The organism is Polaromonas sp. AET17H-212 (assembly GCF_002379085.1).
In the GTDB taxonomy this organism is placed as follows: Bacteria; Pseudomonadota; Gammaproteobacteria; order Burkholderiales; family Burkholderiaceae_C; genus Polaromonas.
Window position 1 is genome coordinate 25937 of the sequence record NZ_NBZW01000004.1, and the last position, 25619, is coordinate 51555.

Below are 25619 nucleotides of genomic sequence, written 5' to 3' on the forward strand. Positions count from 1 at the left end.
GCTTGCTTCATTGTGGCCGTCACTCTGGGCGCGTGGCCACCGACAGGTAGGCCGGAATCCCTGGCCGTCGGCGCATGACCCGCATCGCTTCGGACGGGCGCTTTGGCCAGGGGTGGTAGCACATTGGACATTGGTCTTGGCAGCTCGAAGCCAATGGCGAACGGGCGCAATTGGCTACTGACTTGACAGCGCGCCTTGCAACCCGCCAGGTTCGGGACGGGTCGGTCGGGCAGCGGCCGCCGCCGCCGCCGTCCATTTTTCATTGCCTCCTTGTGCCATCACCGGTGATGGGCTCGCCAATCCGGCAGCCATGGTCCTTGCTGAGGCCAATGTCCGCTGTCCAGCCCCCCGCCCGACACGCTGTTAACGCATGGGCTGCAAAAAGCCGGCAATGACTTCCAGCGTCCTGTCGGGCTGGTCGCGCTGCGGTGAATGGCCGCAATCGGGCAGCCGCAGTTGCTCGGTCTGCGGCGCGGCCAGCGCCAGTTCGTCGAGTTGCGCCAGGGTGCCGTATTCGTCGCCCAGCCCCTGAATGGCCAGCAGCGGCGCACGGATGCGCCGGCAGTCGGGCCGGATGTCAAAGCTGCGAAAACCGGGCGACAGCCAGACGTCGTTCCATTGCCAGAAAGCGCTGTCCACATCGGCATGGTGGCGGGCCAGGCGCTCGCGCAGTCCGCCAGACTCGAATGCCGCGGTGGCCTGGGCAATGGCTTGCACCGCGACATCCTCGACCATCAGGTGCGGCGCCATGACGATGGCGGCGCTCACCGGGTGCCGGCTCGCGTGGAGCAGGGCGATGCTGGCGCCGTCCGAGTGGCCCAGCAGCACGGGCTGGGCGATGCCCTGGCTGGCCAGCAGGGCCGGCAATACCTCCCACGCTTCGCGGTGCATGTAGTCGGGCGCCAGGCGGCCGGCGCCGCGCACATCGGGCACGGGGTCGGACTGGCCGTAGCCGCGCCGCGAATACACCAGGCCGGCGCGGCCCGTGGCCTGGCAGACCGCTTGCGGCCAGCTGCGGCCACGCTGGGTCCACAGGCTGACCGAACCCAGGCCTTCGTGCAGGAAAACAAGCGGTGCCAAGCCGGCCGAACCGGCGATGGACTGCACTTCAAGCCGTGTGCCGGCTATCTCTACCCAATTCATCAGCAGATCGTAAGGGATGTAAGCGGACCGGGCTCCTGGCGCGTTAAAAAAGGCCTGCCGGTACACTTGCTGGTTGTCTGAAGAAAGCCATTGCGTGAATTTCCCCCTCCGTTTGTTTGCCGCCGTCCTGTGTACCTGCCTGGGCGCAGCCGCTGTCCCGGCCTTGGCCCAGACCCAGAGCCAGACCATGCCCCTGCTGGTGCTCAACTCACTCAGTGACAGCGTCAGCGTCATCAATCCGGCCGACTGGACGGAAACCCGGCGCATTCCCACCGGCAAGCAGCCACACCACCTGTACCTCACGCCTGACGAGAAGTCGGTGATCGTGGCCAATGCGCTTTCAGACACGCTGACTTTCATCGACCCCCGGACCGCCGAGGTCCAGCGCGTGGTGCGCGGCATCATCGATCCCTACCACCTGCGCTTTTCGCCCGACATGAAGTGGTTTGTCACCGCGGCCAACCGGCTCAACCACATCGACATCTACCGCTGGGACGGCACCGATGTCACCCTGGTCAAGCGTGTCCCCACCGGCAAGACGCCCAGCCATTTGTGGATAGACAGCAAAAGCACCACCGTGTATTCGTCGATGCAGGACAGCGACGAGCTGATCGCGATCGACCTGGGCACCCAGACCATCAAGTGGCGCACGCCGACGGGCCTGACGCCCGCCGACGTGTTCGGCACGCCGGATGACAAGTTCCTGCTGGTCGGACTGACCGGCAGCGACGCGGTCGAGGTTTACGACGTCAGCGGCAAGCAGCCGCAGCGCACCCGCCTCATCAAGACTGGCGCGGGTGCCCATGCCTTTCGCGCGCTGGGCGACGGCCGCCATGTGCTGGTCAGCAACCGGGTGGGCAACACCATCAGCAAGATCGACCTGCAGACCATGGCCGTGGTGGACGTTTACCCGGCGCCTGGCGGACCCGACTGCATGGATGTCTCGCGGGACGGAAAATTCATTTATGTCACCTCGCGCTGGGCGCGCAAACTCACGGTGATCGACATGGCCAGCCGCAAGGTGGTGCGCCAGGTCAATGTTGGAAAGAGCCCCCATGGTGTCTGGACACTGGATCACGCCCCTACCCATTGAGCCCCCACGGTTGCCCACTGCGTGTAGCTCCCGAGGCCTTGCAGGGCGCGGCTTGACCTGGGGCGTGGTGCGAGGGTTTTTTGCTATTTTTTTAGTAGCTGTTGGCGCGCATCCGGTATGGGCCGAGGGCTGTTTTGATGCTCAAGGCAAGCCCGGCAAGCCGGTCTACCTGACGCTGGACACCGGTCACATGGAGGTGGCGCCGCTGATCGCGGACATTCTCAACAAACACCAGGTCAAGGTCACTTTTTTTGCCGCCAACGAGCGCACAAAAACCGGGGATGGCAGCCTGGGGACGGCCTGGGCGCCCTGGTGGAAGGCGCGTGCCGCCGAAGGCCATGAATTCGCCTCCCACACCTGGGACCACAGCTACTGGCGCGCCGACCTGCGGCCGGCCACGGGCGGGCCGACGCAGTTCCGGATCAAACCCTCGGCCGGTCCATCCGAAGGCCGGGAGGCCACCTGGACGGCCGCGCAGTACTGCGAAGAGATCGGCCGGGCCGGCGCGCGGCTGGAGGCCATCACCGGCAGGAAGCCGCTGCCGTTGTTCCGGGCACCGGGCGGCAAGACCTCGCCGGCCTTGCTGGCGGCGGCCAAAACCTGCGGTTATGAGCATGTGGGCTGGTCGCCCGCCGGCTTTCTGGGTGACGAATTGCCCAGCGGCCCCTACCCCAACGACCTGCTGCTGAAAAAGGCATTGCGCGATATCCGGCCGGGCGACATTCTGCTGGCCCACTTGGGCATCTGGTCGCGCCAGGACCCTTGGGCACCCGCCGTGCTGGAGCCGCTGATCGTCGGGCTGAAAGAACGCGGCTTCTGTTTTGCGACGCTGCGCGAGCACCCGCACTACAAGGCCTGGGTGGCTGCCAGCCGGCCCGCCACGGCGCCCGCGGCAAAATAGCACCATGGACAGCTTGATCGACGGGGTGAGCAACGGTTTTTCTGCCGTGCAGCAATGGCTGTTCGAGGCCGTGGTGCAGCCGGCCCTGTTCGCGCTGGGCCTGGCCAACTTTCTGGAGGACGCCTTCCTGGGGACGGCCTGGTTCCTGGTCGGCGTCATCCAGATCCTGGTGCTGCTGGCGGTGTTCGGCCCGCTGCAGCGCTGGCGCCCGGTGGAGCCGGTGCGGGACCGCGCAACCATCCGCACCGACATCCTCTACACCCTGATCCACCGACTGGGCCTGTTCCGCATCGCCTTGTTTTTGACGCTGGAGCCGGTGTTTGACGAACTGTTTGGTGTCCTGCGCACCGCCGGCTACGGCACCTTTCACCTGGACCAACTCTGGCCCGGCGTGACCGATGGCGCGGTGGCCAGCTTCCTGATCTACCTGGTGGCGTTTGACTTCCTGGGCTACTGGATTCACCGCGGCCAGCACCAACTGGATGTCTGGTGGCGCCTGCACTCGCTGCACCACGCGCAGCGCCAGATGACGATGTGGAGCGACAACCGCAACCACCTGCTGGACGACATTCTGGTGGACACGCTGATGGTCATTGCCGCGCAGCTGATCGGTGTGGCGCCCGGGCAGTTCATCGCCATCGTGGCCCTGACCCAGCTCAGCGAAAGCCTGCAGCATGCCAATGTGCGGCTCTGGTTCGGACAGGTGGGCGAGCGCCTGTGGGTCAGCCCGCGTTTCCACCGGATGCACCACAGCATAGGCACCGGCCATGAGCCGGCGGGAAAAAACACCGCCAGGGGCCACAACTTCGGGGTCTTGCTGCCCTGGTGGGACGTGTTTTTCGGCACCGCCAACTTCGAGCAGCGTTACGACCCGACCGGCGTACGCGACCAGGTCGAGCAGTCGCGCGACTACGGCCGCGGGTTCTGGTCGCAGCAGTGGCTGGGGCTGAAGCGGCTGGTCGGCCGCGCCTGATTCCAGCAAGGACTCAGGCGCAGCGGCCTTCCGGGTGCATCCTTCGACAAGCTCACGACGAACGGAGAAAGAGGCGTCCGCGAAGGCACCTCTGTGCAAGCAGGGGCCGCGGGTCCGGCTTCGCCGGCCCGCAGGCGCAGCGGCCCCCTCGGGGGGCAGGGAGCTACACGCAGTGAGCGACCGTGGGGGCTACACTTCTTTCATGAACAAGCTTCTCGACGCCTTCTGGCGCGCAACCATGTACTGCCTGCACCCCCGGGTGATTGCGCTGTCGTTCTTGCCGCTGATCATCATGGGCGTCATCTCGCTCGGGCTCGGCTATTTTTTCTGGGAAGACGCCCTGGCCGCCGTGCGCAGTGGCCTGGAAAGTTATGAGCTGCTGAGCACCATGGTGCGCTGGCTCGAGGGCCTGGGGCTGGGCAACCTGCGGGTGGTGCTGGCGCCGGCGCTGCTGCTTTTCATGGCCATCCCGGTGATCGTGATTGCCGCGCTGCTGTTTGTCGCGATGCTGATGACGCCGGCCATGGTGGCGCTGGTGGCCGAGCGCCGCTTTCCACTGCTGGAGCGCAAAAAGGGCGGCTCGCTCGTGGCCAGCCTGTTCTGGTCGCTCAGCTCCACCCTGCTGGCGGCCATTGCGCTGGTCGTCTCGATGCCGCTGTGGCTGGTCCCGCCGCTGATACTGATCCTGCCGCCGCTGATCTGGGGCTGGCTGACCTACCGCGTGATGGCCTACGACGCGCTGGTCGATCATGCGAGTGCCGAAGAGCGGCGCGAGATCTTTCGCCGCCACCGGGGCAGCCTGCTGGGCATCGGCGTGCTCAGCGGCTACCTGGGCGCCGCGCCCAGCCTGATCTGGGCCTCAGGGGCGATGTTTGTCGCCATGGCGCCCATCCTGGTGCCGGTGGCGATCTGGATCTACACGCTCGTGTTTGCTTTTTCATCCCTCTGGTTTTCCCATTACTGCCTGGCGGCGCTGGAGCAGCTTCGCAAGCAGAACAATGCCCTGGTCCCCGATCCCCTTGCGCGGGATGCTATTGAAAAAATAGCGGATGACGTCCTGCCCGCAGGCCCTGCGGGGCCTGCGCCGACACTGGGCGCGCCGGGTGGCCAGCCCGGTTTCCTGCCCTGACTTTCCTGTTTTTTCCATGACCACACACTTCGGACTCATCATCGTCGGCGACGAAATCCTGTCGGGCAAACGCGCCGACAAACACCTGCCCAAGGTGATTGAACTGCTGGCCGCGCGCGGCCTGCCGCTCAGTTATGCCGACTACGTGGGCGACGACCCCGAACGCATCACGGCCACGCTGGCGCGCGCCTTCGCCGCTGCACGCGCCACGGGCGATGTGGTTTTCTGCACCGGCGGCATTGGTGCCACGCCGGACGATCACACCCGCCAGTGCGCTGCGCGCGCGCTGGGTGTGGCGCTGGCGCTGCACCCCGAGGCCGAGCGCCTGATCCGGGAGCGCATGCAGGACATCGCCAAGGAGCAGGGCGTGCCCTATGAACCGGACCGGCACGACAACATCCACCGCCTGAACATGGGCATGTTTCCGGCAGGCGCCGAGATCATTCCCAACCCCTACAACAAGATTCCGGGCTTCAGTGTCCAGGCGGGGGCGGGCGCCGTCCACTTCGTTCCTGGATTCCCTGTCATGGCCTGGCCAATGGTGGCGTGGCTGCTGGACACGCACTATGCCGGCTTGCACCAAAAATTGGCCTACGCGGAAAAGTCGGTGATCGTGATGGGGTCCATGGAGGCTGCGTTGACGCCGCTGATGCTCGACATCGAGGCCCGCCACAGCGGGGTCAAAGTGTTCAGTTTGCCAAGTGTGGACCACCCCGAATATGGCCGGCACATCGAGCTGGGCGTCAAGGGCGCACCCGATGCCGTGAGTGCCGCCTATCCGGCGCTTATCGAGGGCCTGCACACTTTTAACGCCAAGCTTGGCCCCGAATTGGTGCGCTAATTAATTGCACCGATAAAGTGCATTTCTGCTTGGCACTTTTGTGGTGCATTAATTTTCTCGCTCCTTTTGCGGTTTTGCGCATCCGGTGCTGCCCAAACGAGGGGCGGATGACGGCACAATCAGGGGCTTGGCTTTAAATCACCGGCAAACACCCGCGAGGGAGGTTTGGCACAAAAAGTGCATTCGACCACGCCGAAACAATTTTTTAACCACCATCCAGCAACAGGAGATTCTGATGGCAAAGACCGTCGCAGACGTCATGAAAATGGTCAAGGAAAACGAAGTCAAGTTTGTTGACTTCCGTTTTACCGACACCCGGGGCAAAGAGCAGCACGTGACCGTGCCCGTGTCCCACTTTGACGAAGACAAATTCACTTCGGGCCATGCCTTTGACGGCTCTTCTGTTGCCGGCTGGAAAGGCATTGAAGCTTCCGACATGCAGTTGATGCCTGACCCGAAGACGGCCAACATCGACCCGTTCTTCGAAGAAACCACGCTGTTCATGAGCTGCGACGTGCTGGAACCCAGCGACGGCAAGGCCTATGACCGCGACCCGCGCTCCATCGCACAGCGCGCCGAGGCCTACCTGAAGGCTTCCGGCCTGGGCGACACCGCCTATTTTGGCCCCGAGCCTGAATTTTTCATCTTCGACGACGTGCGCTGGAACACCGACATGTCGGGCACCTTCTTCAAGATCGAAGAGTACGAAGCCCCCTGGAATTCGGGCGCCAAACTCGAAGGCGGCAACCGCGGCCACCGTCCCACCGTCAAGGGTGGCTATTTCCCGGTGCCACCGGTCGACAGCACGCAGGACATGCGCGCCGAGATGTCCCTGATCCTCGAATCGCTGGGCATCCCGGTTGAAGTGTTCCACCACGAAGTGGCGGGCGCCGGCCAGAACGAAATCGGCACCCGGTTCAGCACGCTGGTGCAGCGCGCCGACTGGACGCAGATCCTCAAGTACGTGGTGCAGAACGTGGCCAATGCCTACGGCAAAACCGCCACCTTCATGCCCAAGCCCATCGTTGGCGACAACGGCTCCGGCATGCACGTGCACCAGTCGATCTGGAAAGACGGCAAAAACCTGTTTGCCGGCGACGGCTACGCCGGCCTGTCGGACTTTGCGCTGTACTACATCGGCGGCATCATCAAGCACGCACGCGCGCTGAACGCCATCACCAACCCCGGCACCAACAGCTACAAGCGCCTGGTGCCTGGTTACGAGGCACCGGTCAAGCTGGCTTACTCGGCGAAAAACCGCTCGGCATCGATCCGCATTCCTTACGTGGCCAACCCCAAGGGCCGCCGCATCGAGGCGCGTTTTCCCGATCCACTGATGAACCCCTACCTCGGCTTTGCAGCCCTGATGATGGCTGGTCTCGATGGCGTGGAAAACAAGATCCATCCCGGCGAAGCCGCCACCAAGGACCTGTACCATCTGCCGCCCGAGGAAGATGCGAAAGTGCCAACCGTGTGCCACAGCCTGGACCAGGCGCTGGACTGCCTCGACGTGGGCCGCAGCTTCCTGACCAAGGGCGGTGTGTTCACCGATTCCATGATCGACGCCTACATCGAGCTGAAAATGGGCGAGGTCACGCGTTTGCGTCAGGCCACCCACCCGATCGAGTTCGACATGTACTATTCACTGTAATTTTTTACAGTCTGTGGTCAAAAAAGGACGGCGAAAGCCGTCCTTTTTCATTGGACCGCATGGTTATCTGGTAGCCCATTTTGCTTTTTGACACCTTTGCGTGATACTGACAGACCGTCCTTGCCCTAACAGGCGCTTGGGGTTACGCATGAAACCTACAGTACTTCTTTCAATTTCGACCCTACTTCTCGCCGGCAGCGTCTCTGCTGCGCTTGCGCAGGAGCGCATCTACCGCTGCGGCGGCAAGGAAGGCGCTGCGCCCGAATACATCAACAACGCCAAGGATGCGCAGTCGCGGGGCTGCAGGCAGATTGAAGGCGGCAATGTGACGGTGGTCCAGACCATGCCGCAGAGCCGACCTGCTGCGGTGCGTGTGGCGGCAGCGGCGCAGGCATCGCCTGCCGCGGGCAACGACGCGCAACGCGCCCGGGACAGCGACACACGCGCCATCCTGGAGTCCGAACTCAAAAAGGCCGAGCTCCGGCTCGCCGAGCAGCAAAAAGAGTACAACAACGGCCAGCCGGAGAAGCAAGGCATCGAAGGGCGCAATTACCAGCGCTACCTGGACCGTGTGGCTGAAATGAAGGAAAGCATCGCCCGCCACGAGAGCGACATCGCCGGCCTGAAGCGTGAAATTTCCCGTTTGCCGGTAAACATCGTCCGTCAGTAACCCGTTCTGCGTCAGAATGGAAGGCTTGAAAAAGCCCATTCTTTCCGCGCCCGCCGCCGCTCCGGCCACCCCCCGTTTCCAGTCCTTTGACCTGCTGGCCACACTGGTCGCCGTGGTGCGCACCAGCGGTGTGGTGGTGTTTGCCAACGCGGCGCTCGAAGACGCGCTGGGCACCTCGCGCCGCACCATCGAAGGCTCCCAGCTCCCCGACTGCTTCACCGAGCCGGCCATTCTGCACAACGCACTTGAAGGCGCGGGCAGCAATGAATTTGCCGCGCTGCGTTACGACGCCTGGCTCAAGCCGCTGAACCGCGAACCCATGCCCGTGCATGTGGTGGTGGCGCAGACCGACACACCGGGCGAGGCCATCGTGGAGTTGCTGCCGCTCGAGCAGCAGGCCAAGCAGGACCGCGAGGAGCGCCTGATCGATCAGGCCCAGGCCAACAAGGAGTTGATCCGCAACCTGGCGCACGAGATCAAGAACCCGCTGGGCGGCATCCGCGGCGCGGCGCAGCTGCTGCAGATGGAGATCGAGTCCAAAGAGCTGACCGAGTACACCCAGGTCATCATTCATGAGGCCGATCGCCTGCAGTCCCTGGTGGACCGGCTGCTGGCACCGCACCGTCGCCCGCACCTGGTGGGCGACGTCAACATCCATGAGGTGTGCGAACGGGTCCGCTCGCTGATCCTGGCGGAGTTTCCGCGCGGCCTGCGCGTCATGCGCGACTATGACATCTCGATTCCCGACTTCCGCGGTGACCGCGAACAACTGATCCAGGCGGTGCTCAACATCACGCACAACGCTGCGCAGGCGCTCGTCGAGCGTGTGGCCGCGGGGGACGCGCAGATCACTTTCAGGACGAGAATTGCCCGGCAGGTAACTTTTGGCAAGCAGCGCTATCGCTTGGCATTGGAATTGCATGTTATCGACAATGGACCGGGCGTTCCGGACTCCATCAAGGACCGCATCTTCTATCCCCTGATCTCAGGGCGCGAAGGCGGTTCCGGACTGGGGCTGACATTGGCGCAAACCTTTGTTCAGCAACACCACGGCTTGATTGAGTGCGAGAGCGTCCCCGGCCGCACGGATTTCAAGTTGCTGATTCCTCTGCCTTGACATTCGTTGTCTTTCACAGATAACCGGTAGTACCAAAGGGACGAAAACATGAAACCGATCTGGATTGTGGATGACGACCAGTCCATCCGGTTTGTGCTGGAAAAAGCCTTGCTGCGTGAAGGCCTGCCGACGCGCAGTTTCACCAACCCGCGCGAGGTGCTCAGCGCACTGGAAAGTGCCACCGAAGAAGACGGACCGCAGATCCTGGTCAGCGACATCCGCATGCCCGGCGGCTCGGGCCTGGACCTGCTCGAGAAGGTCAAGGAAAAACTGCCCGGCTTGCCGGTCATCATCATGACGGCCTTCTCCGATCTGGACAGCGCCGTGTCGGCCTTCCAGGGCGGTGCTTTCGAATACCTGCCCAAACCCTTCGACCTGCCCAAGGCGGTGGAGCTGATCCGCCGCGCCGTCGAGGAAAGCCAGCGTGAGGAAGTGGCCGAGGAACGCATGGCCGCCACGCCCGAAATGCTGGGCCAGGCGCCGGCCATGCAGGACGTGTTTCGCGCCATTGGCCGCCTGAGCCAGAGCATGGTGACGGTGATGATCACCGGCGAGTCCGGTTCCGGCAAGGAACTGGTGGCGCGTGCGCTGCACAAACATTCACCGCGTGCCAACGGGCCGTTTGTGGCCATCAACACGGCCGCCATCCCGAAAGACCTGCTCGAGTCCGAACTGTTCGGCCATGAGCGCGGCGCTTTCACCGGCGCGCAGACCATGCGCCGCGGCCGTTTCGAGCAGGCCGACGGTGGCACGCTGTTCCTCGACGAAATCGGCGACATGCCGTTTGACCTGCAGACGCGGCTGTTGCGCGTGCTCAGCGACGGCAATTTCTACCGCGTCGGCGGCCACAACGCCGTCAAGACCAATGTGCGCGTGATCGCCGCGACGCACCAGGACCTGGAGCAGCGCGTGAAGGAGGGCGGTTTCCGGGAAGATCTGTTCCACCGCCTCAACGTGATCCGCCTGCGCCTGCCGGCGCTGCGCGAGCGGCGCGAAGACGTGTTCATGCTGACGCGCCACTTTTTGCAGCAAAGCGCCAAGCAGCTCGGCGTGGAGCCCAAGCGCATCTCCGATGCGGCCCTGCAGCAACTGAGCACCTTCAGTTTTCCCGGCAATGTGCGCCAGCTCGAGAACATCTGCCACTGGCTGACCGTGATGGCGCCGGCCCAGGTCATCGAAGCCAAGGACCTGCCGCCCGAGGTGCTGGGAGCCGTGCCCGAACCGGGCAGGGCGCCGGTGCCCATCGAAGGCGGCACGGCGCCGCAGCGGCCTTTGTCCATGCCGGCCGAGTTGCCGCGGGCCGCCGCGCCTGACGCTGCGCATGCCGGCGCCGCGGTGCTGCCCGCAGAGGCGGGCAGCCAACCCATGGCTGCCAACGGCAGCAGCTGGGAAAGCGGGCTCGAGGCCGAAGCCATGGCCTTGCTGGCGACCGGGCGCAGCGACGTGTGGGATGTGCTGACCCGGCGCTTCGAGTCGAAGCTGATCCAGACGGCGCTGCTCAACACGCGCGGGCGCCGCATCGAAGCCGCGCAGAAGCTGGGCATAGGCCGCAACACCATCACGCGCAAGATCCAGGAGCTCAATCTGGAGTGACTGGCCCCCACGGTCGCTCACTGCGTGTAGCTCCCTGCCCCCCGAGGGGGCCGCTGCGCCTGCGGGCCGGCAAAGCCGGACCCGCGGCCCCTGCTTGGTTGAAGAGGCGCTACCGTCGCTGACCGCATGGACGCCTCCCTTGATTTAAAGTCCTGCCATGAGCCGCTTAGCACTGACCCGCGACAAGATCTACAAAACCGTGGCGCGCCAGCTGCATGGCCAGGTGCCGTGCTGGGTCTGCGGTGAACATGTGTTGCCGGCCGCTGCCACGCTGGAGCACATCCGGCCCCTGAGCGAAGGCGGCAACAGCCACGCGGAGAACCTGGCCATCAGCCATGAGGTCTGCAACGGCCAGCGGCATGCGCTGGGGAAGGTGGCCGAATCGGCGCAGTCTCCCGGGCAGGTGCAGCGCCGCTCGTAGGCCAAAACGGGCTGCGCCCCTTTGCTGGTGGGTGCAGGTAGCTACGCTTTAGATAGCAAATCGAACTCGGCAATCACCGGCACATGGTCGCTGGGCCGTTCGTTTTTGCGCGGCAGCTTGTCGATCACGCAGCTCTTCACGGCGGGTTTGAGCGTGTCGCTGATCAGGATGTAGTCAATGCGCAGGCCGCGGTTGCGGCGGAAGGCGAACTCGCGGTAGTCCCACCACGAGTAACTTTTCTCCGGCTGCTCGAACAGCCGGAAAGCATCGTGCAGGCCCAGCCCCAGCAGCCCTTTCAGGTGCTCGCGCTCTTCGGTCGTGTGGTGGATGGTTTCGCGCAGGCCCTCGGCGTCATAGGTGTCGCGGTCGTCCATCGTGATGTTGAAGTCACCCACCACCACCAGCCTGGGGTGGGCCGCGAGTTCAGCCTTGAGCCAGGTGCGCAGGCCGTCCAGCCAGCGCAGCTTGTACTCGAACTTGTCGGTGCCGGGCGCCTGGCCGTTGACGAAATAGCCATTGACCAGCCGCAACTCGCCTTGCGGCGTGTCCAGCGTCGCGGCAATCACGCGCGACTGCTCGTCGCTGAACCCGTTGATGTTTTTGACGATGTCCCGAGGCGGTGTGCGGCTCAGGATGGCCACGCCGTTGTAGGTCTTCTGCCCGAAGACGGCGCACTGGTAACCGGCAGCCGCCAAAGCCTCCAGTGGAAACTTGTCGTCGCTGAGCTTGAGTTCCTGCAGGCACAAGGCATCCACCGGGTTGGCGGCCAGCCAGTCGAGCACCTGCGGCAGGCGCACCGCGAGCGAGTTTACATTCCAGGTCGCGATTTTCATGCTTTTTGTGTTCCAGCCCTTTGAATACGGGCGTGCGTAGCTATCAAATATGGAGCAATGCCAGGGCGCCTACCAGCAGGCCCACGCCGGCGAGTGCGAACATGCCGTACTCCAGCCACTTCTTGCGCGTCAGCAGGGCGATTGCCGCCAGGGCGATAGACACCTGCAGCACGGTGGTCGCTTGCGCCCAGCGGTGATGGAGGTGCATTTGTTCGTCGGACGACTTGTCCCAGGCGGTCGCCTCGGATTCGAGTTTTTCGGCGACCGCCTTGATCTCGTTTTTCTCGCTTTCGTAGCGGTCAATCTTGCCCTGGTAGGCGACCTTCTTGTCGTCAGGCGCCAGGTCGCGCGCAAATTCGGCCAGCGATTGCTTGGTGCTTTTGGACTGAAAGTAATTCCATTGGTTCGACGCTTCGGTCTTCTTGATCGCTGCGTTGTTTTTATACAGGCCCGCGTTGGCCTGGGTGGCCCCGCCCATGTAGGAAAAAATGGCACCGACGGTGGCAATGATGGCCGTCACCACGGCGATCTGCGCGATCATGCCGCCGCCTTTGTCGTGCCCGCCCTGCGCGGCGTGCTCCAGTTCGTGGTCGTGCGGCCCATGCACGTGAAATCCTGCTCCTGACATATCAAGTTTTCCTTTGTTTGTTGTAAGTGATGAAACTGAACTTCAGGCCGGTTGGCGACGTGTGGTCATCTCTGGCGGTTTCCGCCCATGCCGGGCCCAGCACCGGCGCCAGGGCATCCCCTGCAAAGTCCTGCGCAATCTCGGTGACCTCGGCGCGGCTGGCCAGCGGCTCGGCCTGCGCATAGATCTGCGCACCACCGATGATCCAGGCCTCGGGCGCCGGTCCGGCCAGCTGCAGGGCTTCTTCGAGGCTTCCGGCGCGCTGCGCGCCTTCGGCCTGCCAGTCCGCTTGCCGCGTGATCACGATGTTGGTCCGCCCCGGCAGCGGACGGAATTTCGGCGGCAGCGAGTCCCAGGTCTTGCGGCCCATGAGAACCGGACAGCCCTGGGTCAGCTGCTTGAAGTGCGCCAGGTCTTCCGGCAGATGCCAGGGCATGACGCCGTCCTTGCCGATCACGCCGTTGGCCGCGCGGGCGTAGATGAGGTTGATGCGGGGAGAGGTCATGAGTTGTACTGCCTGAGCCGTTCTTCAAGTGTTCCTGTGTGCAGCTCAAACAGGTGGTTGTCGAAATCGTAAAAATAAAGCGATTGGCCCTCCCCGGGGACGCGCGGCCTGGCCGGACGAACCTCCGCGCCTATGGCGCGCAGCCGGGTTTCAAAGCCGGGCAGCTCGCTTGCTTCCACCTTCCATGCCAGGTGCCGGTAGCTGCGCTCGGCCGGTGGGTCGCCCTCCATGGCTACCAGCCAGGTGTCGCCAAGCATGAAAAATTTTTCCCGTGACAGCGAAAAATTCCTGGCCTTGCTGTCGTAGACCTCTTTCGCACCCAGGCCCTCGCAAAGAAACAGTGCCATACGATCAAGGTCTCGCACAATGAAGGTGATGTGGCTGACGCCCTGGACAGGCATAAACGTCCCTATACCGCGACAGGCGCCTTGATCGCCGGATGGTGTTCGTACTCGAGGAACTCGAAGTCTTCGAACTCGTAATCGAAGATCGAAGCGGGCTTGCGCTTGATGTTGAGCGTCGGGTAGGGGAAGGGTGCGCGGCTCAGTTGCAGCGCCACCTGCTCGGCGTGGTTGCTGTAGATGTGGCAGTCGCCGCCGGTCCAGATGAAATCGCCGACGTCCAGGTCGCACTGCTGCGCCACCATGTGGGTCAGCAGGGCGTAGCTGGCGATGTTGAAGGGCACGCCGAGGAAAATGTCGGCGCTGCGCTGGTAGAGCTGGCAGCTGAGCTTGCCCTTGCCGCCCGGCTCGGTGGCCGGGGCCACGTAAAACTGGAAAAACGCATGGCAGGGCATCAGCGCCATCTTCGACAGATCGGCCACGTTCCAGGCGCTGACGATGATGCGGCGCGAGTCGGGGTTGGTTTTCAGGGTCTGGATGACTTCGGCGATCTGGTCGATGTGGCCGCCGTCCGGCGTGGGCCAGCTGCGCCACTGCACGCCGTAGACCGGGCCCAGGCTACCGTCTTCGCGCGCCCACTCGTCCCAGATGGTGACGCCGCGGGCCTTCAGCCAGTTGTTGTCGCTCGACCCTTGCAGAAACCACAGCAGTTCGTGCACGATGGACTTGAGGTGGACCTTCTTGGTGGTCACCAGCGGGAAGCCTTCGTTGAGGTCAAAACGCATCTGGTAGCCGAACACGCTTTTGGTGCCGGTGCCGGTGCGGTCGGCCTTGAACACGCCATGGGTGTCCACATGGCGCATGAAATGCTCGTACTGGGAGCGGATAGGGCGGGGCGACACGTTAATAAGCTCCAAAAAGGCAGTCCATGGCGGCAACGATGAGTTCACTCTGGTCTTGCAGACCGGTAACGCGTTTTTTCAATTCCCGCGCCGGAAACGCGGCGAGAGCGGCGGTGTCCAGTACCACCACTTTACCGTCGACTTCGAATACCGGGTTCAAGTCACGCATGGGATGCGGGTACTGCGCGGCTGGACGCATGGGGATGACAACGCGTGAATCCAGACTGTTGATGTAATCGTTCTGGACATCCAGCAGAAAGGGCGCGATCTTACGCCGCGTGGCATCGGGGTTGGCATAAACATCGTAACGTGCCATCGCTAGAAGGTCCGGTAGTTCGCCAGCGGCAGGCCTTCCCTGGCGATGCGTGCGTTGTACTCCGCGACGGCCTCCCGGTTTTCCTCGTTCCATTGCTCCCAGTAACGGCGTCGCACCTCGGCGGCCAGCAACGTGTCAACGGTCTGGGAAACATTCATGCCCATCTCGCGCGCCATTTCCAGCACCTTGGCGTTGAGCGACAGGTTGGTGGCCTTTTTGGCCGCGTTGTCAAATTTCAGCATGGCGCATCTCCATGAGTCATGCGCATATTATATGCGCAGCACCCGCCCGGGGTTCATCAGGTTGTCGGGGTCCAGGCCGCGCTTGATGGCCCGCATCAGGCCAAGGGCCACCGGCGATTTGTGCTTTTCGAGCTTGTCGAGTTTGAGGCTGCCGACGCCGTGTTCGGCCGAGATCGAGCCGCCGAAGGCCTGCACCGAGTCGTAGACCAGGGCGTTGACGTTTTCTTCCTGGTCGCGCAGAAACGCGGCCGCATCGCCGTCGGCCGGGGCCTGCACGTTGTAGTGCAGGTTGCCGTCACCGAGGTGGCCGAAGTTGACGAGGCGCACGCCCGGGATGGCTTTTTCGAGCAACTGGTCGGTGACGCGCACAAACTCGGGAATCAGCGAGACCGGCACCGAGATGTCGTGTTTGATGTTCAGGCCCTCTTCGGCCTGCGCCAGCGGGATGCTTTCGCGCACGTGCCAGAGCTGGTGCGCCTGCTGCAGGTTTTCCGCGACCACGGCATCGGTGACGCAACCGTCTTCCATGGCGGTTTCCAGCAGGCGCTCGAACTGCTCGCGCGCATGGCTTTCCGACTTGTGGTCGGAATTTTCCAGCAGCACGCAAAATGCCGTGTCCTCGTACAGCGGCACGCGCTGCTGCTTGAAGTGTTTGGCCACCAGGCCGAGCGCAAACTGGCCCATGACTTCAAACCCGGTCAGGCCCGCGCCCAGGTGGCGGTGCGCCAGCCCGAGCAGGGTGACGGCGTCCTCCATCGACGGCACGGCCGCCCAGGCGGTGAGCTGCGCGGCCGGCATGGGATAGAGCTTCATGGTCGCGGCCGTGATGATGCCCAGCGTGCCTTCGCTGCCGATGAACAGGTCGCGCAGGTCGTAGCCGGTGTTGTCCTTGCGCAGGCCGGACAGGCCTTCCCAGACCTCGCCTTGCGCGGTGACCACTTCCAGCCCGAGGCAGAGGTCGCGTGCATTGCCGTAACGCACGACCTGCGTGCCGCCGGCGTTGCTGCCCAGGTTGCCGCCAATCGTGCAGCTGCCTTCGGCGGCCAGGCTCAGCGGAAACAGGAAGCCGGCTTTCTCGGCGGTTTCCTGCAGGGTCTGCAAGATGCACCCGGCTTCGACCGTCATGCTCAGGTTGGCGCTGTCGATGGCGCGCACCGCGTTCATGCGCTGCAGGCTCAGCACCACCTGGCGGCCGGAGGCGTCGGGTGTCGAGCCCCCGACCAGGCCGGTGTTGCCGCCCTGCGGCACCATGGACACACCGGCCGCGGCGCAGGCCCGGACGACGGCCGCCACCTGCGCCGTATTGGCCGGGCGAACCACGGCCAGCGCCTTGCCGCGCGCGCGTTTGCGCCAGTCCAGCTCCCAGGCCGAGAGGTCGCCCGCGGTCAGCACATGGGCGTCGCCGACGATGGCGCGCAAGGCATCGAGAATTTTTTCCATAGGTGGGTCAGGCAGCAGGTTGAATGGTTTTTACGCCGTTTTTCAGGCGGATGCGCACATGCAGGGCGCAGGCGGTGAACAGCAGCAGGCACAGCACGACTTCGGCCATCGCCAGGTAATTGCCGGGCGGCTTGTCGCTCCAGGCGCGCACCGCGCCTTCGGTGAAATACAGCCAGACCATCAGGCTGAGCCAGCGGTAGGTGTACATGCGGTTTTTCAGCAGGCCGGCCAGCGGAAAACACAGCGGCAGCACCTTCAGGGCCAGCAGCGAGCCGCCCGGCCGCAGCGGCGCCAGCCACATCTCCCAGGCTAGGCCGAGAATGATCAGGGCGGCCAGGCTGCCCACTGCCAGCCAGCGTGTGGCGTCTATCTGTGTTGTTTTGTCGATGGTCATGTTGATGCTTGTGTCGATGGCATGATACCGGGGATGAAATTCCAGCAGTCCCTGCAGCAGTTATTGACGGACCTGTCCCACTTTCCCTGGCGCGACACCGCCATCACGCTGCGCCAGCGCTTCCGCGACGACCACATGGGCCTGACGGCCAGCAGCCTGACCTTCACCACCAGCATCGCGCTGGTGCCGTTTTTCACGGTGGCGCTGGCCATCTTCACCGCCTTTCCGATGTTTTCCAAGCTGCAGGGCGCGCTGCAGGCCTGGCTGGTCAACAGCCTGATTCCCGACAACATCTCGCGCCAGGTGCTCGGTTACCTGACGCAGTTCGCCAAACAGGCGAACAAGCTCGGCGTCGCCGGCCTGGCGGTGCTGCTGGTCACGGCTATCGCGATGATCCTGACGATAGACCGCACGCTCAACGGCATCTGGCGCGTGAAAAAGCCGCGGCCGCTGGCGCAGCGCGTGCTGATTTACTGGGCCGCCATCACGCTGGGCCCGCTGGTGCTGGGCGCCAGCCTGGCGGTGACGTCCTATGTCATCTCCGGCTCGCGCGGCGTGGTGGGCGACATGCCCGGCGTGTTGCGCGTGTTGCTGGACGTGCTGCAGTTCTTCCTGCTGGCCGGTGGCATGGCGGCCCTGTACCACTATGTGCCCAACACCTTTGTGCGCTGGGGCCATGCCTGGGCCGGCGGCCTGTTTGTCGCGGCGGGCATCGAGCTGGCCAAGAAGCTGCTGACGCTGTACCTGAGCAGCGTGCCGACCTATTCGCTGGTGTACGGCGCTTTTGCCACCTTGCCGATCCTGCTGGTCTGGATTTACGTGGCCTGGGTCATCGTGCTGATGGGGGCGGTGATTGCCGCCTACCTGCCCAGCCTGCTGGCCGGTGTGGCGCGGCGCGGCAGTGCGCACGGCTGGCAGTTCCAGCTGGCGGTGGAACTGCTGCAGCAACTGCACCGGGCGCGCAGTACCACGCGCATCGGGCTGGAAGGCTCGGAGCTGGCGCGGGCGCTGCAGGTCGACGTGCTGCAACTCGAACCCGTGCTGGAGACCCTGATGGCGCTGGACTGGATAGGCCAGCTGACCGACCCGGAGGACGAACACGAGGCGCGTTACCTGCTGCTCGCCGACCCGGCCGCCACCGCGCTGGAACCGCTGATGGCACAGCTGCTGCTGAGCCAGGACCCGTCCATGAAAAGTTTATGGGAAAACGGGCATTTCTCGGCGCTGCGCCTGCGCGACGTGTTATGAAAATGATAGCAAAGCGGGCGCCGGCCGCACGCGTTCACTAGCCGGCTTTTTTCGCCGCCTCGTAACGCGCCTTGTTTTCCGCGTTGGGCGGGTACAGGCCCGGCAGGGCCGCCCCCTTGTCGACCTCGCTCATGATCCAGGACTCGAGCCGCTCCTGTTCGGGGGCCAGCAGCAGCATCTCCTCCAGCAGCGCCGCCGGGATCAGCACCGCGCCGTCGTCGTCGACCACGATCACGTCGCCCGGAAACACCGCCACGCCGCCGCAGGCGATCGGCCGCTGCCAGTCCACAAAGGTCAGGCCCGCCACCGAGGGCGGCGCGGCAGCGCCGCTGCACCAGACCGGCAGGCCGGTGCCCAGCACGCCAGCCTGGTCGCGCACCACGCCGTCAGTCACCAGCGCCGTCACGCCGCGCTTTTGCATGCGGGCGCACAGGATGTCGCCAAAAATGCCGGCGTCGCTGACACCCATCGCGTCCACCACGGCGATGCAGCCTGCGGGCATGTCTTCAATCGCGGCGCGCGTCGAGATCGGCGAGGACCAGGACTCGGGCGTCGCCAGGTCTTCGCGCGCCGGCACGAAGCGCAGCGTGAACGCGCGGCCCACCAGGCGCGGCTGGCCGGTGCGCAGCGGCCGGGCGCCGCGCAGCCAGACATTGCGCAGGCCTTTTTTCAGCAGCAGCGTGGTCAGCGTGGCGGTGGTGATCTGCGAGAGGAGGGCGATGGCTTTGGGGTCGAGCTGCATGGCGATGGGGCTGTTCACGGGAATCTCCGTCAAGGGTTGAAATGGTTCAGGCAAGTTCAGCCAGACGCCGGGTTTGTCGGCTGGTCAGGCGTGCAATGTCGGCAATGTCTGCCGCCGAGAGTTTGGGGCCGGGCTTGCGGATGGCCGCGCTGGCGATCACGCCGCGTTCGGCCAGGATGTGCTTGCGCACCGCCAGGCCAATGCCGGCCTGCTGCTCGTAGCGGGCCAGCGGCAGGTAGGCATCAAAAATGTCGTGCGCTTTTTCAATGTCGCCGGCCGCATGGGCCCGGCACACGTCCACCATCATCTCGGGGTAGGCAAAGCCGGTCATGGCGCCATCCGCGCCGCGCGTGAGTTCTTCGGGCAGGAACAGGCCGCCGCCATTGCCCGTGAGGATGGAAACGCGCCGCACCTCGCCGCGCTCGCTGGCCGCACGAATGCTGGAGAGCTTGGCCAGGCCGGGGCAGTCTTCGTGCTTGAGCATGACGCAGGTGGGGGCGTTTTTCAGGATGCGCAGGATCACCGGGGTGGACATCTGCACGCCTGTGGACACCGGGTGGTCCTGCAGGACCCAGGGCACGTCCGGCCCCAGGGTTTCACTGACCATGTCAAAGTAAGCCACGATCTGGTCGTCGCTGCGCACGGTGGCGGGCGGCGCCACCATCACACCGGCGGCCCCCATGGCCATCACGCTTGCCGTCAACTCGCGCATGGGGGCAAAGCCGGGGGCGGATGCACCGACCACCACCGGCACGCGGCCTGCGGTCCGGGTCAGCACCTGTTGGACAAACAGGCGCGATTCCTCGGCCGTCAGCTTGGTGGCCTCGCCCATGATGCCCAGCACGGTCAGGCCGGTCACGCCCTGGTCCAGGCAGAAATCGACCATGCGGTCGGTGCTGGCCAGGTCCAGCGCACCGCTGTCGGTGAAGGGGGTGACGGCAATCAGGTAAACGCCTGTGGCGCAGGCATCGAGTTTGTTCACAACCAGCTCCAGAAATGAGGTCTTGTTTGTTTCCGCGACGGGGGAGCAGGCACAGCCATCGACTCAGGCCGGCTGCAACTGCCTGCGGAAGTATTGCATGGCCAGCACGGCGATCACCAGCCCGAAGCCGATCACGTCGGCCACGGCGCTGGGGTAGACCAGGGCAAAGCCGGCGACGATCAGCATCCAGCGCTCCGGCAGCGTGGTGCGCTTCAGGGCCCAGCCCTGAAAACCGCCGGCCAGCGCAGCGATGCCGATGGCGGCGGTGACCGTGACCTCCGCGATGGACCACCAGTTGGCCGTGGCGAGCGCCTTGCTCGAACCCATCAGCAGCAACCCCTGGCCTTCGGGCGCGAGCACGAACATGAAGGGCACCAGGAAGGCCGGCACGGTGTACTTCCAGCATTGCAGCGTGGTCTTGTAGGGGTCACCGCCGGTGATGGCGGCCGCGGCAAACGGCGACAGCGCGGTGGGCGGCGACACTTCGGACAGCACCGCGTAATAGAAGATGAACATGTGCGCGGCGAAGTCGGGCACGCCGAGCTTGATCAAGGCCGGCGCGGCAATCACCGCGCAGATGATGTAGGACGCCGTGACGGGCACGGCCAGGCCAACGATCCACACCACCAGCGAGGTGTACAGCGCGGTCAGCAGCAGGGAGCCGCCCGCGTAGTCGATCACGATGGAACTGAACTTCAGGCCCAGGCCGGTGAGCGTGACCACGCCGACGATGATGCCCGCGCCGGCGCAGGTGGCCGCGACATTGAGCACGCCGATTGAGCCGCCTTCCATGGCCTTCACGAAAGGCGACTGGAACAGGTTTTTGCCGAGCGAGCCCTTGCCCTGAAACAGGTCGTAGGAAAACAGGGCCGTGTCGCGGCGCAGAAAGCTGGTGAGGAAGGACACCACCGTGGCCCAGAACACCGAGAGCACCGGCGAGAAGCCCCACATCATGAAGGCGACGATGGAAACCAGGGACAGAAAGTGGAACCAGTATTTTTTGGTCAGGTTCCAGACGGAGTCCGCCTTGGCGAATGCCGTTTTGCCCATGCCATATTTGCGGGCATCGATTTCCACCATCAGGAACAGCGCCAGGTAGAAAAGAAAAGTGGGAATCACTGCCATCAGCAGCACATCAAGGTAGGAGATCTTCAGGAACTCGGCGATCAGGAAGGCCGCGGCGCCCAGCACCGGCGGCGAGATGATGGCGCCCAGCCCGCCCGCGGCCAGCAGTCCGCCGGCGGCATTTCTTTCGTAACCCGCCTTGGCGAGCATGGGGTAGGCCACGGCCCCCAGCGTCACGGTGGTGGCGACGCCCGAGCCGGACGGCCCGCCCAGCAGAAACGAGGCCAGCACCACGGTGCGGCCCGCGCCGGTCGGCTTGCCGCCCATCGCGGCAAACGAAAAATCGATGTAGAACTTGCCCGCTCCCGAGTACTGCAGGAAGGCACCGAAAATCGTGAACAGGATGATCAGCGAGGACGACACATCGACCGCCACGCCATAGATGCCTTCCAGCGTCATGTACATCACGCCGATCAGGCGGCCGACTTCGTAGCCCTTGTGCGTCCAGGGGGCGGGCAGCCAGGGGCCGAACAGGGCATACAGGAGGAAGGCAGACGTGATGACCGGCATGATCCAGCCGTTGGTGCGCCGCATGGCTTCGAGCACCAGCACGATCAGCCCGATCCCGAAAACGATGTCCCAGGGCGCGGGCGAGGTGTTGCGGTCGGTGAAGTCGTCGCCACCCAGGATCAGGTAGACCACGATGGCGATCGACAGGGCCGCGGCGATCCAGTCCCACCACATGACGCGGTGCCGGAAGCGGCTGGCGACGGGGAACACCAGAAAGCACAGGAACAGCACGAAGCCGACATGCACCGGGCGCAGGGTTTGCGTGGGAACAATGGCGTAGGCGGTGTAGAGATGGAACACCGACATGACAAAAGCCGTCAGCGTGACGAAAACAGCCAGCCAGCCCTTGAGCTTGTTGGCCGCGCCTTCCTCGGCCTCGATGAATTCCTCGGCCTTCAGGCGCGCTGACTCGCTGACGACGATCTCCGGCGTATCCGGTGTGGTGGGTTGGCTCATGCGGTGGGTGTCTTCCTAAGGGGGAGCTTGCGGAACGAGAGGCAGAAAGCAAAACCCCCGCGGTGAGGCGGGGGTCGGTTGGCGCAAGGCTCAGTTGAGCTTGATGCCTTTTTCGGCAAAGTATTTCACCGCGCCGGGGTGAAACGGAATCGGCGTGGCGCTTGTCTTCTGGTTCTCGAGCTTGAAGTTGGCCGCCTCCTTGTGCACGGCAATCAGGTCGTCGCGCTTGTCGAAAATCGTCTTGACGATGTTGTAGGCGGTCTTGTCGTCCATGTTCTCGTGGGCGACCAGAATGTTCATCACGGTGGCCTGCTTGTTGTCGGTGTCCATGCCCCGGTAGACCTCCTTGGGGATCACGTCCTCGACGTACAGGTTGCCGTACTTCTTGTTCATCGCAGGCACCACCTCGGCATGGTCAATCATCTTGAGCTTGGTGCCGGGCGTATTGGCCAGGTCGGTCACGCCGGCGGTGGGCAGTCCGCCGACCCAGAAGAAGGCGTCGATCTTGCCGTCCTTGACGGCATTGACCGATTCGGCGACGCTGAGGCGCTCGCGCTTGATGTCGCGGTCCTTGTCCAGGCCGGCGGCTTCGATTACGCGAAACGCCATCACCTCGGTGGCGCTGCCGGGCGAACCGGTGGACACGCGTTTGCCCTTGAGGTCGGCTATTTTGGCGATGCCCCGGCCCTCGACGCTGACCACATGCATGCGGTTCGGGTACAGCACCATCAGGGTCTTGAGGGGCACCTTGTTGCCCTTGAACTTGTCTTCGCCGCGGTAGGCATCGAGCCCCGCATCGGTCATGCTGAAGCCGATATACGGTTTGCCGCTGGCGATCAGCTTGAGGTTGTCGACCGAGCCGCCCGTGACTTCGGCCGTGGCCTGCATGCCAGGCACATGCTTGGACAGCACGGCCGCCATGCCCCCGCCCATGGGGTAGTACACACCACCGGTGCCGCCGGTGGCGATGGAAATGTTTTGCGCGCCAGCGCTTAAGGACAGCGCAAGGCCTGCAAGCACTGCGTAAAAGCGGGGTTTGAAAATCAGCATGTTTGTCTCCTTGTAGGCAGGGGCGGGCCGACCAGCCCATGCAATTTTTATTCTGACACGCGGTTTTGTTAGCACACTAATAGTTTTCCCGCAGTCGGGGCGGGGTGGCGAGTTTTTCTTTCTCGCCTGGCCAGCGGTGGCTCAGAGCTTGACCTTGCCAGTCCAGATGTCCTTGTACATGACCCAGTCGCCCATGAAGCTGTAGAGCGGACGCTTGAAGGAGGCCGGCTTGTTCTTTTCAAACACGAAATGGCCGACCCAGGCAAAGCCGTAGCCGCACAGCAGGCCGGCCAGCAGCCACCACGGGTTGCGCGTTGCGACCAGCGCCGCCAGGCACAGCAGCGAGAGGCTGGAGCCTGCGAAGTGCAGGCGGCGGCAGGTGCGGTTGCTGTGCTCGCTCAGGTAGAAGGGGTAGAACTCGGCAAAACGCTTGAAGGCTTTGGCGTCTGCCGCTGCTGGGCGTGTGCTGGAGGGGGTGGTGTCCATGGCTTGTCTCCGGGCGTTGTTGTGGGGCGATGATCGCCACTTTTCCAAGCACAATAGCAGCTATGCCTGATGTGTTCAACTCCCGTTCCCCGAATGACGCTGCCAGGCGCTGGGTCGTGTGTCTGTGCGCCGACTGGTGCGGCACCTGCCGCGATTACCGGCCAGTTTTCGACCAGGTGGCTGCGGAGCACCCGGGCACATCCTTCATCTGGCTCGATATTGAAGATGAGGCTCAGGCGGCGCTGGTTGGCGAGCTGGACATTGAAACTTTCCCCACGTTGCTGATTGCCGATGGCGCCAGGCTCCGGTTCGCCGGTCCCTTGCTGCCCCATGCCGGCACGCTGTCGCGCCTGTTGGGGGCGCTGGACAAGGACAGCGCCGTGGTCACTGCGGCCGATCCGGCCCTGAACGCCTTGGTGCAAACGCTGCACCAGCAGATCAGCTCAGGCTGAACCCACCTCAAACGGGGCGTTCAAAAACCCCCGGAAGCGGGCGCGCCCGCCGCGGGTCGGCGCGGCGGTCAGGCGGTAGTCGGGGAAACGCTGCAGAAAGCGCCCGACGGCGATGCGGCCCTCCAGCCTTGCCAGACTCAGGCCCGCGCACTGGTGGATGCCAAAACCAAAGGCCAGATGGCGGTTGTTTTCGCGCGTCAGGTCCAGCTGTTCGGGGTGGTCGAATTGCGCCGGGTCGCGGTTCGCCGCGCCTATGCACAGCGTGAGCAGAGCGCCTTCTGGCAGGTCCACGCCGCCGACCTGGCAGGCCTTGAGCGCGCGGCGGTTGCCCAGCTGGTTGGACGACTCGAAACGCAGGAACTCGTCAATTTCAACAGACAAATCAGCCTCTGTCCCTTGCGGGTCCTGCGCAGACAGCTTCACTTTTGATAGCAGATGCGCCCGGGCGCCGGGCCACTCCTGCAGGGCCACCAGGGCGTTGCCGATCAGGTTGGTGGTGGTTTCGTGGCCGGCGTTGAGGATGAAAACGCAGTTTTGCAGCAACTCGGTTTCGCTCAGTGTTTCACCGGCCACGGAGCCGTCAGGCGACTTCAGGTCCTCGCCCTGGATCAGGCGCGTCAGCACATCGTGCTCCGGGTCGCCCGGATTTTTCCGGCGCTCAGCCACCAGCGTCTGGAGGTAGGCCGCGAACTCGCTGACGCTCTGGTTGCCCAGCGCTTCCTGTTCAGGTGTGAGTTTGGGTTCGAGCGCGCCCAGAATCGCCAGCGACCAGCCGCGCAGCGGTGCGCGGTCGGCATGCGGCACGCCCAGCAGGTTGCCGATGATCTCCACCGGAATCGCCGAGGCAAAGTCCTCGATCAGGTCGCCGCCGCCCCTGACCTCGATGGCATCGAGCAGGCCGTCCACCAGCGTGACCAGCCCTGACTCCATGTCGGCAATGGCCCGCCGCGTGAGGGCGCCCATGATGAGCTTGCGCACGCGTGTGTGCAGCGGCGGATCATTGAACACCAGGCTGGTCGTGTGGTGTTCGAGCAGCGGTGCGCCCGCGCCGTACTTGGGCGTGAACTCCACCTTCTTGTCCGAACTGAAGGTCTGCGCATCGCGGTAGACCGCCACCAGGTCGGCGTAACGCGTGAGGAAATACGAGCCGTCGGGCATGCGCCGCACCGGCGCCGTCTCGCGCAGCAACGCGTAGACCGGATAAGGGTTGGCATAGAAGTCGGCGGGCAGGGCGCGCAGGTCGAAGCTGGCGGCAATCTCCCGCATACGTTCGGGCGACAGGGGCGGGGTGATGGCGAAGGGCGTGGCGTCGGTCATGCGGCGATTTTGGCACGCAGGCAGCCGCGGCGCCGGCCCGTTTCGGGCCGGGTTCAGGCGGGTCGTCGGATCTGCGCACGGGTGTCAGCCGCCGGGTGTCGCGCTGCGGCCGCGCCTT

General features: G+C 64.3%; 28 protein-coding genes. 12 read left to right on the top strand and 16 right to left on the bottom strand.

Features of this window, described 5'->3' with window-relative positions; translation table 11 throughout:
- Positions 1 to 363: 363 nt before the first annotated feature.
- Positions 364 to 1143: an alpha/beta fold hydrolase gene (locus tag B7G53_RS05445; protein WP_096664730.1), complete on the bottom strand. Its 780-nt coding sequence runs from the start codon at positions 1141 to 1143 to the stop codon at positions 364 to 366.
- Between the two features lie 94 nt (positions 1144 to 1237).
- Here B7G53_RS05445 and B7G53_RS05450 point away from each other — a divergent pair, with 94 nt between their 5' ends.
- From B7G53_RS05450 to B7G53_RS05495, 10 genes are all read left to right on the top strand, one after another.
- Positions 1238 to 2236, top strand: a complete 999-nt coding sequence (locus B7G53_RS05450) for a YVTN family beta-propeller repeat protein (RefSeq protein WP_369680271.1) — start codon at positions 1238 to 1240, stop codon at positions 2234 to 2236.
- Between the two features lie 52 nt (positions 2237 to 2288).
- Entirely contained in the window at positions 2289 to 3137 is an 849-nt protein-coding gene (locus B7G53_RS05455; RefSeq protein ID WP_255249917.1) for a polysaccharide deacetylase family protein, read from the top strand.
- A gap of 4 nt (positions 3138 to 3141) precedes the next feature.
- Positions 3142 to 4110: a sterol desaturase family protein gene (locus tag B7G53_RS05460; RefSeq protein ID WP_176491292.1), complete on the top strand. Its 969-nt coding sequence runs from the start codon at positions 3142 to 3144 to the stop codon at positions 4108 to 4110.
- Between the two features lie 202 nt (positions 4111 to 4312).
- On the top strand, positions 4313 to 5239 hold the full coding sequence (locus tag B7G53_RS05465; protein WP_096664733.1) for an EI24 domain-containing protein: 927 nt from the start codon (positions 4313 to 4315) through the stop codon (positions 5237 to 5239).
- 16 nt (positions 5240 to 5255) lie between these two features.
- Entirely contained in the window at positions 5256 to 6080 is an 825-nt protein-coding gene (locus B7G53_RS05470; protein WP_096665113.1) for a competence/damage-inducible protein A, read from the top strand.
- Between the two features lie 235 nt (positions 6081 to 6315).
- Positions 6316 to 7731 carry a type I glutamate--ammonia ligase gene (gene glnA, locus B7G53_RS05475; protein WP_096664736.1) on the top strand — a complete coding sequence of 472 codons (1416 nt, stop codon included), beginning with the start codon at positions 6316 to 6318 and terminating at the stop codon, positions 7729 to 7731.
- Positions 7732 to 7879: 148 nt separating this feature from the next.
- Positions 7880 to 8401 carry a hypothetical protein gene (locus B7G53_RS05480; RefSeq protein ID WP_096664738.1) on the top strand — a complete coding sequence of 174 codons (522 nt, stop codon included), beginning with the start codon at positions 7880 to 7882 and terminating at the stop codon, positions 8399 to 8401.
- Between the two features lie 16 nt (positions 8402 to 8417).
- Positions 8418 to 9518 carry a nitrogen regulation protein NR(II) gene (glnL, locus tag B7G53_RS05485; protein WP_096664741.1) on the top strand — a complete coding sequence of 367 codons (1101 nt, stop codon included), beginning with the start codon at positions 8418 to 8420 and terminating at the stop codon, positions 9516 to 9518.
- Between the two features lie 48 nt (positions 9519 to 9566).
- Positions 9567 to 11111, top strand: a complete 1545-nt coding sequence (gene ntrC, locus B7G53_RS05490; RefSeq protein ID WP_096664744.1) for a nitrogen regulation protein NR(I) — start codon at positions 9567 to 9569, stop codon at positions 11109 to 11111.
- Between the two features lie 157 nt (positions 11112 to 11268).
- Positions 11269 to 11532: an HNH endonuclease gene (locus tag B7G53_RS05495; protein ID WP_096664746.1), complete on the top strand. Its 264-nt coding sequence runs from the start codon at positions 11269 to 11271 to the stop codon at positions 11530 to 11532.
- Between the two features lie 41 nt (positions 11533 to 11573).
- Here the strand turns inward: B7G53_RS05495 and xth are convergent, their stop codons facing one another.
- The 9 genes from xth to B7G53_RS05540 are packed head-to-tail and all read right to left on the bottom strand — an operon-like array spanning position 11574 to position 17133.
- Positions 11574 to 12365 carry an exodeoxyribonuclease III gene (gene xth / locus B7G53_RS05500; RefSeq protein WP_096664749.1) on the bottom strand — a complete coding sequence of 264 codons (792 nt, stop codon included), beginning with the start codon at positions 12363 to 12365 and terminating at the stop codon, positions 11574 to 11576.
- 43 nt (positions 12366 to 12408) lie between these two features.
- Entirely contained in the window at positions 12409 to 12993 is a 585-nt protein-coding gene (locus B7G53_RS05505) for a DUF4337 domain-containing protein (protein WP_096664752.1), read from the bottom strand.
- A gap of 1 nt (position 12994) precedes the next feature.
- Positions 12995 to 13498, bottom strand: coding sequence for a dihydrofolate reductase (locus B7G53_RS05510; RefSeq protein WP_096664755.1), 504 nt, complete (start codon positions 13496 to 13498; stop codon positions 12995 to 12997).
- Positions 13495 to 13899 (bottom strand): FosX/FosE/FosI family fosfomycin resistance hydrolase, encoded by a 405-nt coding sequence (gene fosX / locus B7G53_RS05515; RefSeq protein ID WP_096664758.1) that lies wholly within the window; start codon positions 13897 to 13899, stop codon positions 13495 to 13497. Before fosX ends, B7G53_RS05510 begins: the two co-directional genes overlap by 4 nt.
- A gap of 8 nt (positions 13900 to 13907) precedes the next feature.
- Positions 13908 to 14741: a thymidylate synthase gene (locus B7G53_RS05520; RefSeq protein ID WP_176491293.1), complete on the bottom strand. Its 834-nt coding sequence runs from the start codon at positions 14739 to 14741 to the stop codon at positions 13908 to 13910.
- Position 14742: 1 nt separating this feature from the next.
- On the bottom strand, positions 14743 to 15057 hold the full coding sequence (locus B7G53_RS05525) for a CcdB family protein (RefSeq protein ID WP_096664766.1): 315 nt from the start codon (positions 15055 to 15057) through the stop codon (positions 14743 to 14745).
- 2 nt (positions 15058 to 15059) lie between these two features.
- Entirely contained in the window at positions 15060 to 15299 is a 240-nt protein-coding gene (locus B7G53_RS05530; RefSeq protein WP_096664768.1) for a type II toxin-antitoxin system CcdA family antitoxin, read from the bottom strand.
- A gap of 27 nt (positions 15300 to 15326) precedes the next feature.
- Positions 15327 to 16739 (bottom strand): FAD-binding oxidoreductase, encoded by a 1413-nt coding sequence (locus tag B7G53_RS05535; protein WP_096664770.1) that lies wholly within the window; start codon positions 16737 to 16739, stop codon positions 15327 to 15329.
- A 7-nt stretch (positions 16740 to 16746) separates the two neighbouring features.
- Positions 16747 to 17133, bottom strand: a complete 387-nt coding sequence (locus tag B7G53_RS05540; RefSeq protein WP_096664773.1) for a DUF2069 domain-containing protein — start codon at positions 17131 to 17133, stop codon at positions 16747 to 16749.
- 33 nt (positions 17134 to 17166) lie between these two features.
- Here B7G53_RS05540 and B7G53_RS05545 point away from each other — a divergent pair, with 33 nt between their 5' ends.
- The gene (locus tag B7G53_RS05545; protein ID WP_096664776.1) at positions 17167 to 18381 is read left to right on the top strand and encodes a YihY family inner membrane protein; all 1215 of its coding nucleotides are present in this window, start codon (positions 17167 to 17169) and stop codon (positions 18379 to 18381) included.
- A 37-nt stretch (positions 18382 to 18418) separates the two neighbouring features.
- Here the strand turns inward: B7G53_RS05545 and B7G53_RS05550 are convergent, their stop codons facing one another.
- From B7G53_RS05550 to B7G53_RS05570, 5 genes are all read right to left on the bottom strand, one after another.
- A complete protein-coding gene (locus B7G53_RS05550; RefSeq protein ID WP_096665116.1) occupies positions 18419 to 19123 on the bottom strand; it encodes a ribonuclease activity regulator RraA in 705 nt (234 codons plus the stop codon).
- Between the two features lie 46 nt (positions 19124 to 19169).
- Complete coding sequence (locus B7G53_RS05555) at positions 19170 to 20105, bottom strand: dihydrodipicolinate synthase family protein (protein WP_096664779.1); 936 nt, start codon at positions 20103 to 20105, stop codon at positions 19170 to 19172.
- Between the two features lie 63 nt (positions 20106 to 20168).
- Positions 20169 to 22196, bottom strand: coding sequence for a TRAP transporter permease (locus B7G53_RS05560; RefSeq protein WP_096664782.1), 2028 nt, complete (start codon positions 22194 to 22196; stop codon positions 20169 to 20171).
- Positions 22197 to 22286: 90 nt separating this feature from the next.
- The gene (locus tag B7G53_RS05565; protein WP_096664784.1) at positions 22287 to 23246 is read right to left on the bottom strand and encodes a TAXI family TRAP transporter solute-binding subunit; all 960 of its coding nucleotides are present in this window, start codon (positions 23244 to 23246) and stop codon (positions 22287 to 22289) included.
- A gap of 141 nt (positions 23247 to 23387) precedes the next feature.
- Complete coding sequence (locus B7G53_RS05570) at positions 23388 to 23732, bottom strand: Mpo1-like protein (protein ID WP_096664787.1); 345 nt, start codon at positions 23730 to 23732, stop codon at positions 23388 to 23390.
- A gap of 62 nt (positions 23733 to 23794) precedes the next feature.
- Here B7G53_RS05570 and B7G53_RS05575 point away from each other — a divergent pair, with 62 nt between their 5' ends.
- A complete protein-coding gene (locus B7G53_RS05575; protein WP_096664789.1) occupies positions 23795 to 24184 on the top strand; it encodes a thioredoxin family protein in 390 nt (129 codons plus the stop codon).
- On the opposite strand, the gene B7G53_RS05580 is transcribed toward B7G53_RS05575, so the two are convergent.
- Positions 24176 to 25501 carry a cytochrome P450 gene (locus B7G53_RS05580; RefSeq protein ID WP_096664792.1) on the bottom strand — a complete coding sequence of 442 codons (1326 nt, stop codon included), beginning with the start codon at positions 25499 to 25501 and terminating at the stop codon, positions 24176 to 24178. The two genes, B7G53_RS05575 and B7G53_RS05580, sit on opposite strands and share 9 nt — an antisense overlap.
- Between the last annotated feature and the right edge of the window lie 118 nt (positions 25502 to 25619).

What these genes read in the sequence shown, in the direction of transcription:
- B7G53_RS05445 (WP_096664730.1), bottom strand. Translation starts at nt 1,143, where the DNA reads ATGAATTGGGTAGAGATAGCCGGCACACGGCTTGAAGTGCAGTCCATC.
- B7G53_RS05460 (WP_176491292.1), top strand. Translation starts at nt 3,142, where the DNA reads ATGGACAGCTTGATCGACGGGGTGAGCAACGGTTTTTCTGCCGTGCAG.
- B7G53_RS05465 (WP_096664733.1), top strand. Translation starts at nt 4,313, where the DNA reads ATGAACAAGCTTCTCGACGCCTTCTGGCGCGCAACCATGTACTGCCTG.
- B7G53_RS05470 (WP_096665113.1), top strand. Translation starts at nt 5,256, where the DNA reads ATGACCACACACTTCGGACTCATCATCGTCGGCGACGAAATCCTGTCG.
- glnA (WP_096664736.1), top strand. Translation starts at nt 6,316, where the DNA reads ATGGCAAAGACCGTCGCAGACGTCATGAAAATGGTCAAGGAAAACGAA.
- B7G53_RS05480 (WP_096664738.1), top strand. Translation starts at nt 7,880, where the DNA reads ATGAAACCTACAGTACTTCTTTCAATTTCGACCCTACTTCTCGCCGGC.
- glnL (WP_096664741.1), top strand. Translation starts at nt 8,418, where the DNA reads ATGGAAGGCTTGAAAAAGCCCATTCTTTCCGCGCCCGCCGCCGCTCCG.
- ntrC (WP_096664744.1), top strand. Translation starts at nt 9,567, where the DNA reads ATGAAACCGATCTGGATTGTGGATGACGACCAGTCCATCCGGTTTGTG.
- B7G53_RS05495 (WP_096664746.1), top strand. Translation starts at nt 11,269, where the DNA reads ATGAGCCGCTTAGCACTGACCCGCGACAAGATCTACAAAACCGTGGCG.
- xth (WP_096664749.1), bottom strand. Translation starts at nt 12,365, where the DNA reads ATGAAAATCGCGACCTGGAATGTAAACTCGCTCGCGGTGCGCCTGCCG.
- B7G53_RS05505 (WP_096664752.1), bottom strand. Translation starts at nt 12,993, where the DNA reads ATGTCAGGAGCAGGATTTCACGTGCATGGGCCGCACGACCACGAACTG.
- B7G53_RS05510 (WP_096664755.1), bottom strand. Translation starts at nt 13,498, where the DNA reads ATGACCTCTCCCCGCATCAACCTCATCTACGCCCGCGCGGCCAACGGC.
- fosX (WP_096664758.1), bottom strand. Translation starts at nt 13,899, where the DNA reads ATGCCTGTCCAGGGCGTCAGCCACATCACCTTCATTGTGCGAGACCTT.
- B7G53_RS05525 (WP_096664766.1), bottom strand. Translation starts at nt 15,057, where the DNA reads ATGGCACGTTACGATGTTTATGCCAACCCCGATGCCACGCGGCGTAAG.
- B7G53_RS05530 (WP_096664768.1), bottom strand. Translation starts at nt 15,299, where the DNA reads ATGCTGAAATTTGACAACGCGGCCAAAAAGGCCACCAACCTGTCGCTC.
- B7G53_RS05535 (WP_096664770.1), bottom strand. Translation starts at nt 16,739, where the DNA reads ATGGAAAAAATTCTCGATGCCTTGCGCGCCATCGTCGGCGACGCCCAT.
- B7G53_RS05540 (WP_096664773.1), bottom strand. Translation starts at nt 17,133, where the DNA reads ATGACCATCGACAAAACAACACAGATAGACGCCACACGCTGGCTGGCA.
- B7G53_RS05545 (WP_096664776.1), top strand. Translation starts at nt 17,167, where the DNA reads ATGAAATTCCAGCAGTCCCTGCAGCAGTTATTGACGGACCTGTCCCAC.
- B7G53_RS05550 (WP_096665116.1), bottom strand. Translation starts at nt 19,123, where the DNA reads ATGCAGCTCGACCCCAAAGCCATCGCCCTCCTCTCGCAGATCACCACC.
- B7G53_RS05560 (WP_096664782.1), bottom strand. Translation starts at nt 22,196, where the DNA reads ATGAGCCAACCCACCACACCGGATACGCCGGAGATCGTCGTCAGCGAG.
- B7G53_RS05565 (WP_096664784.1), bottom strand. Translation starts at nt 23,246, where the DNA reads ATGCTGATTTTCAAACCCCGCTTTTACGCAGTGCTTGCAGGCCTTGCG.
- B7G53_RS05570 (WP_096664787.1), bottom strand. Translation starts at nt 23,732, where the DNA reads ATGGACACCACCCCCTCCAGCACACGCCCAGCAGCGGCAGACGCCAAA.
- B7G53_RS05575 (WP_096664789.1), top strand. Translation starts at nt 23,795, where the DNA reads ATGCCTGATGTGTTCAACTCCCGTTCCCCGAATGACGCTGCCAGGCGC.
- B7G53_RS05580 (WP_096664792.1), bottom strand. Translation starts at nt 25,501, where the DNA reads ATGACCGACGCCACGCCCTTCGCCATCACCCCGCCCCTGTCGCCCGAA.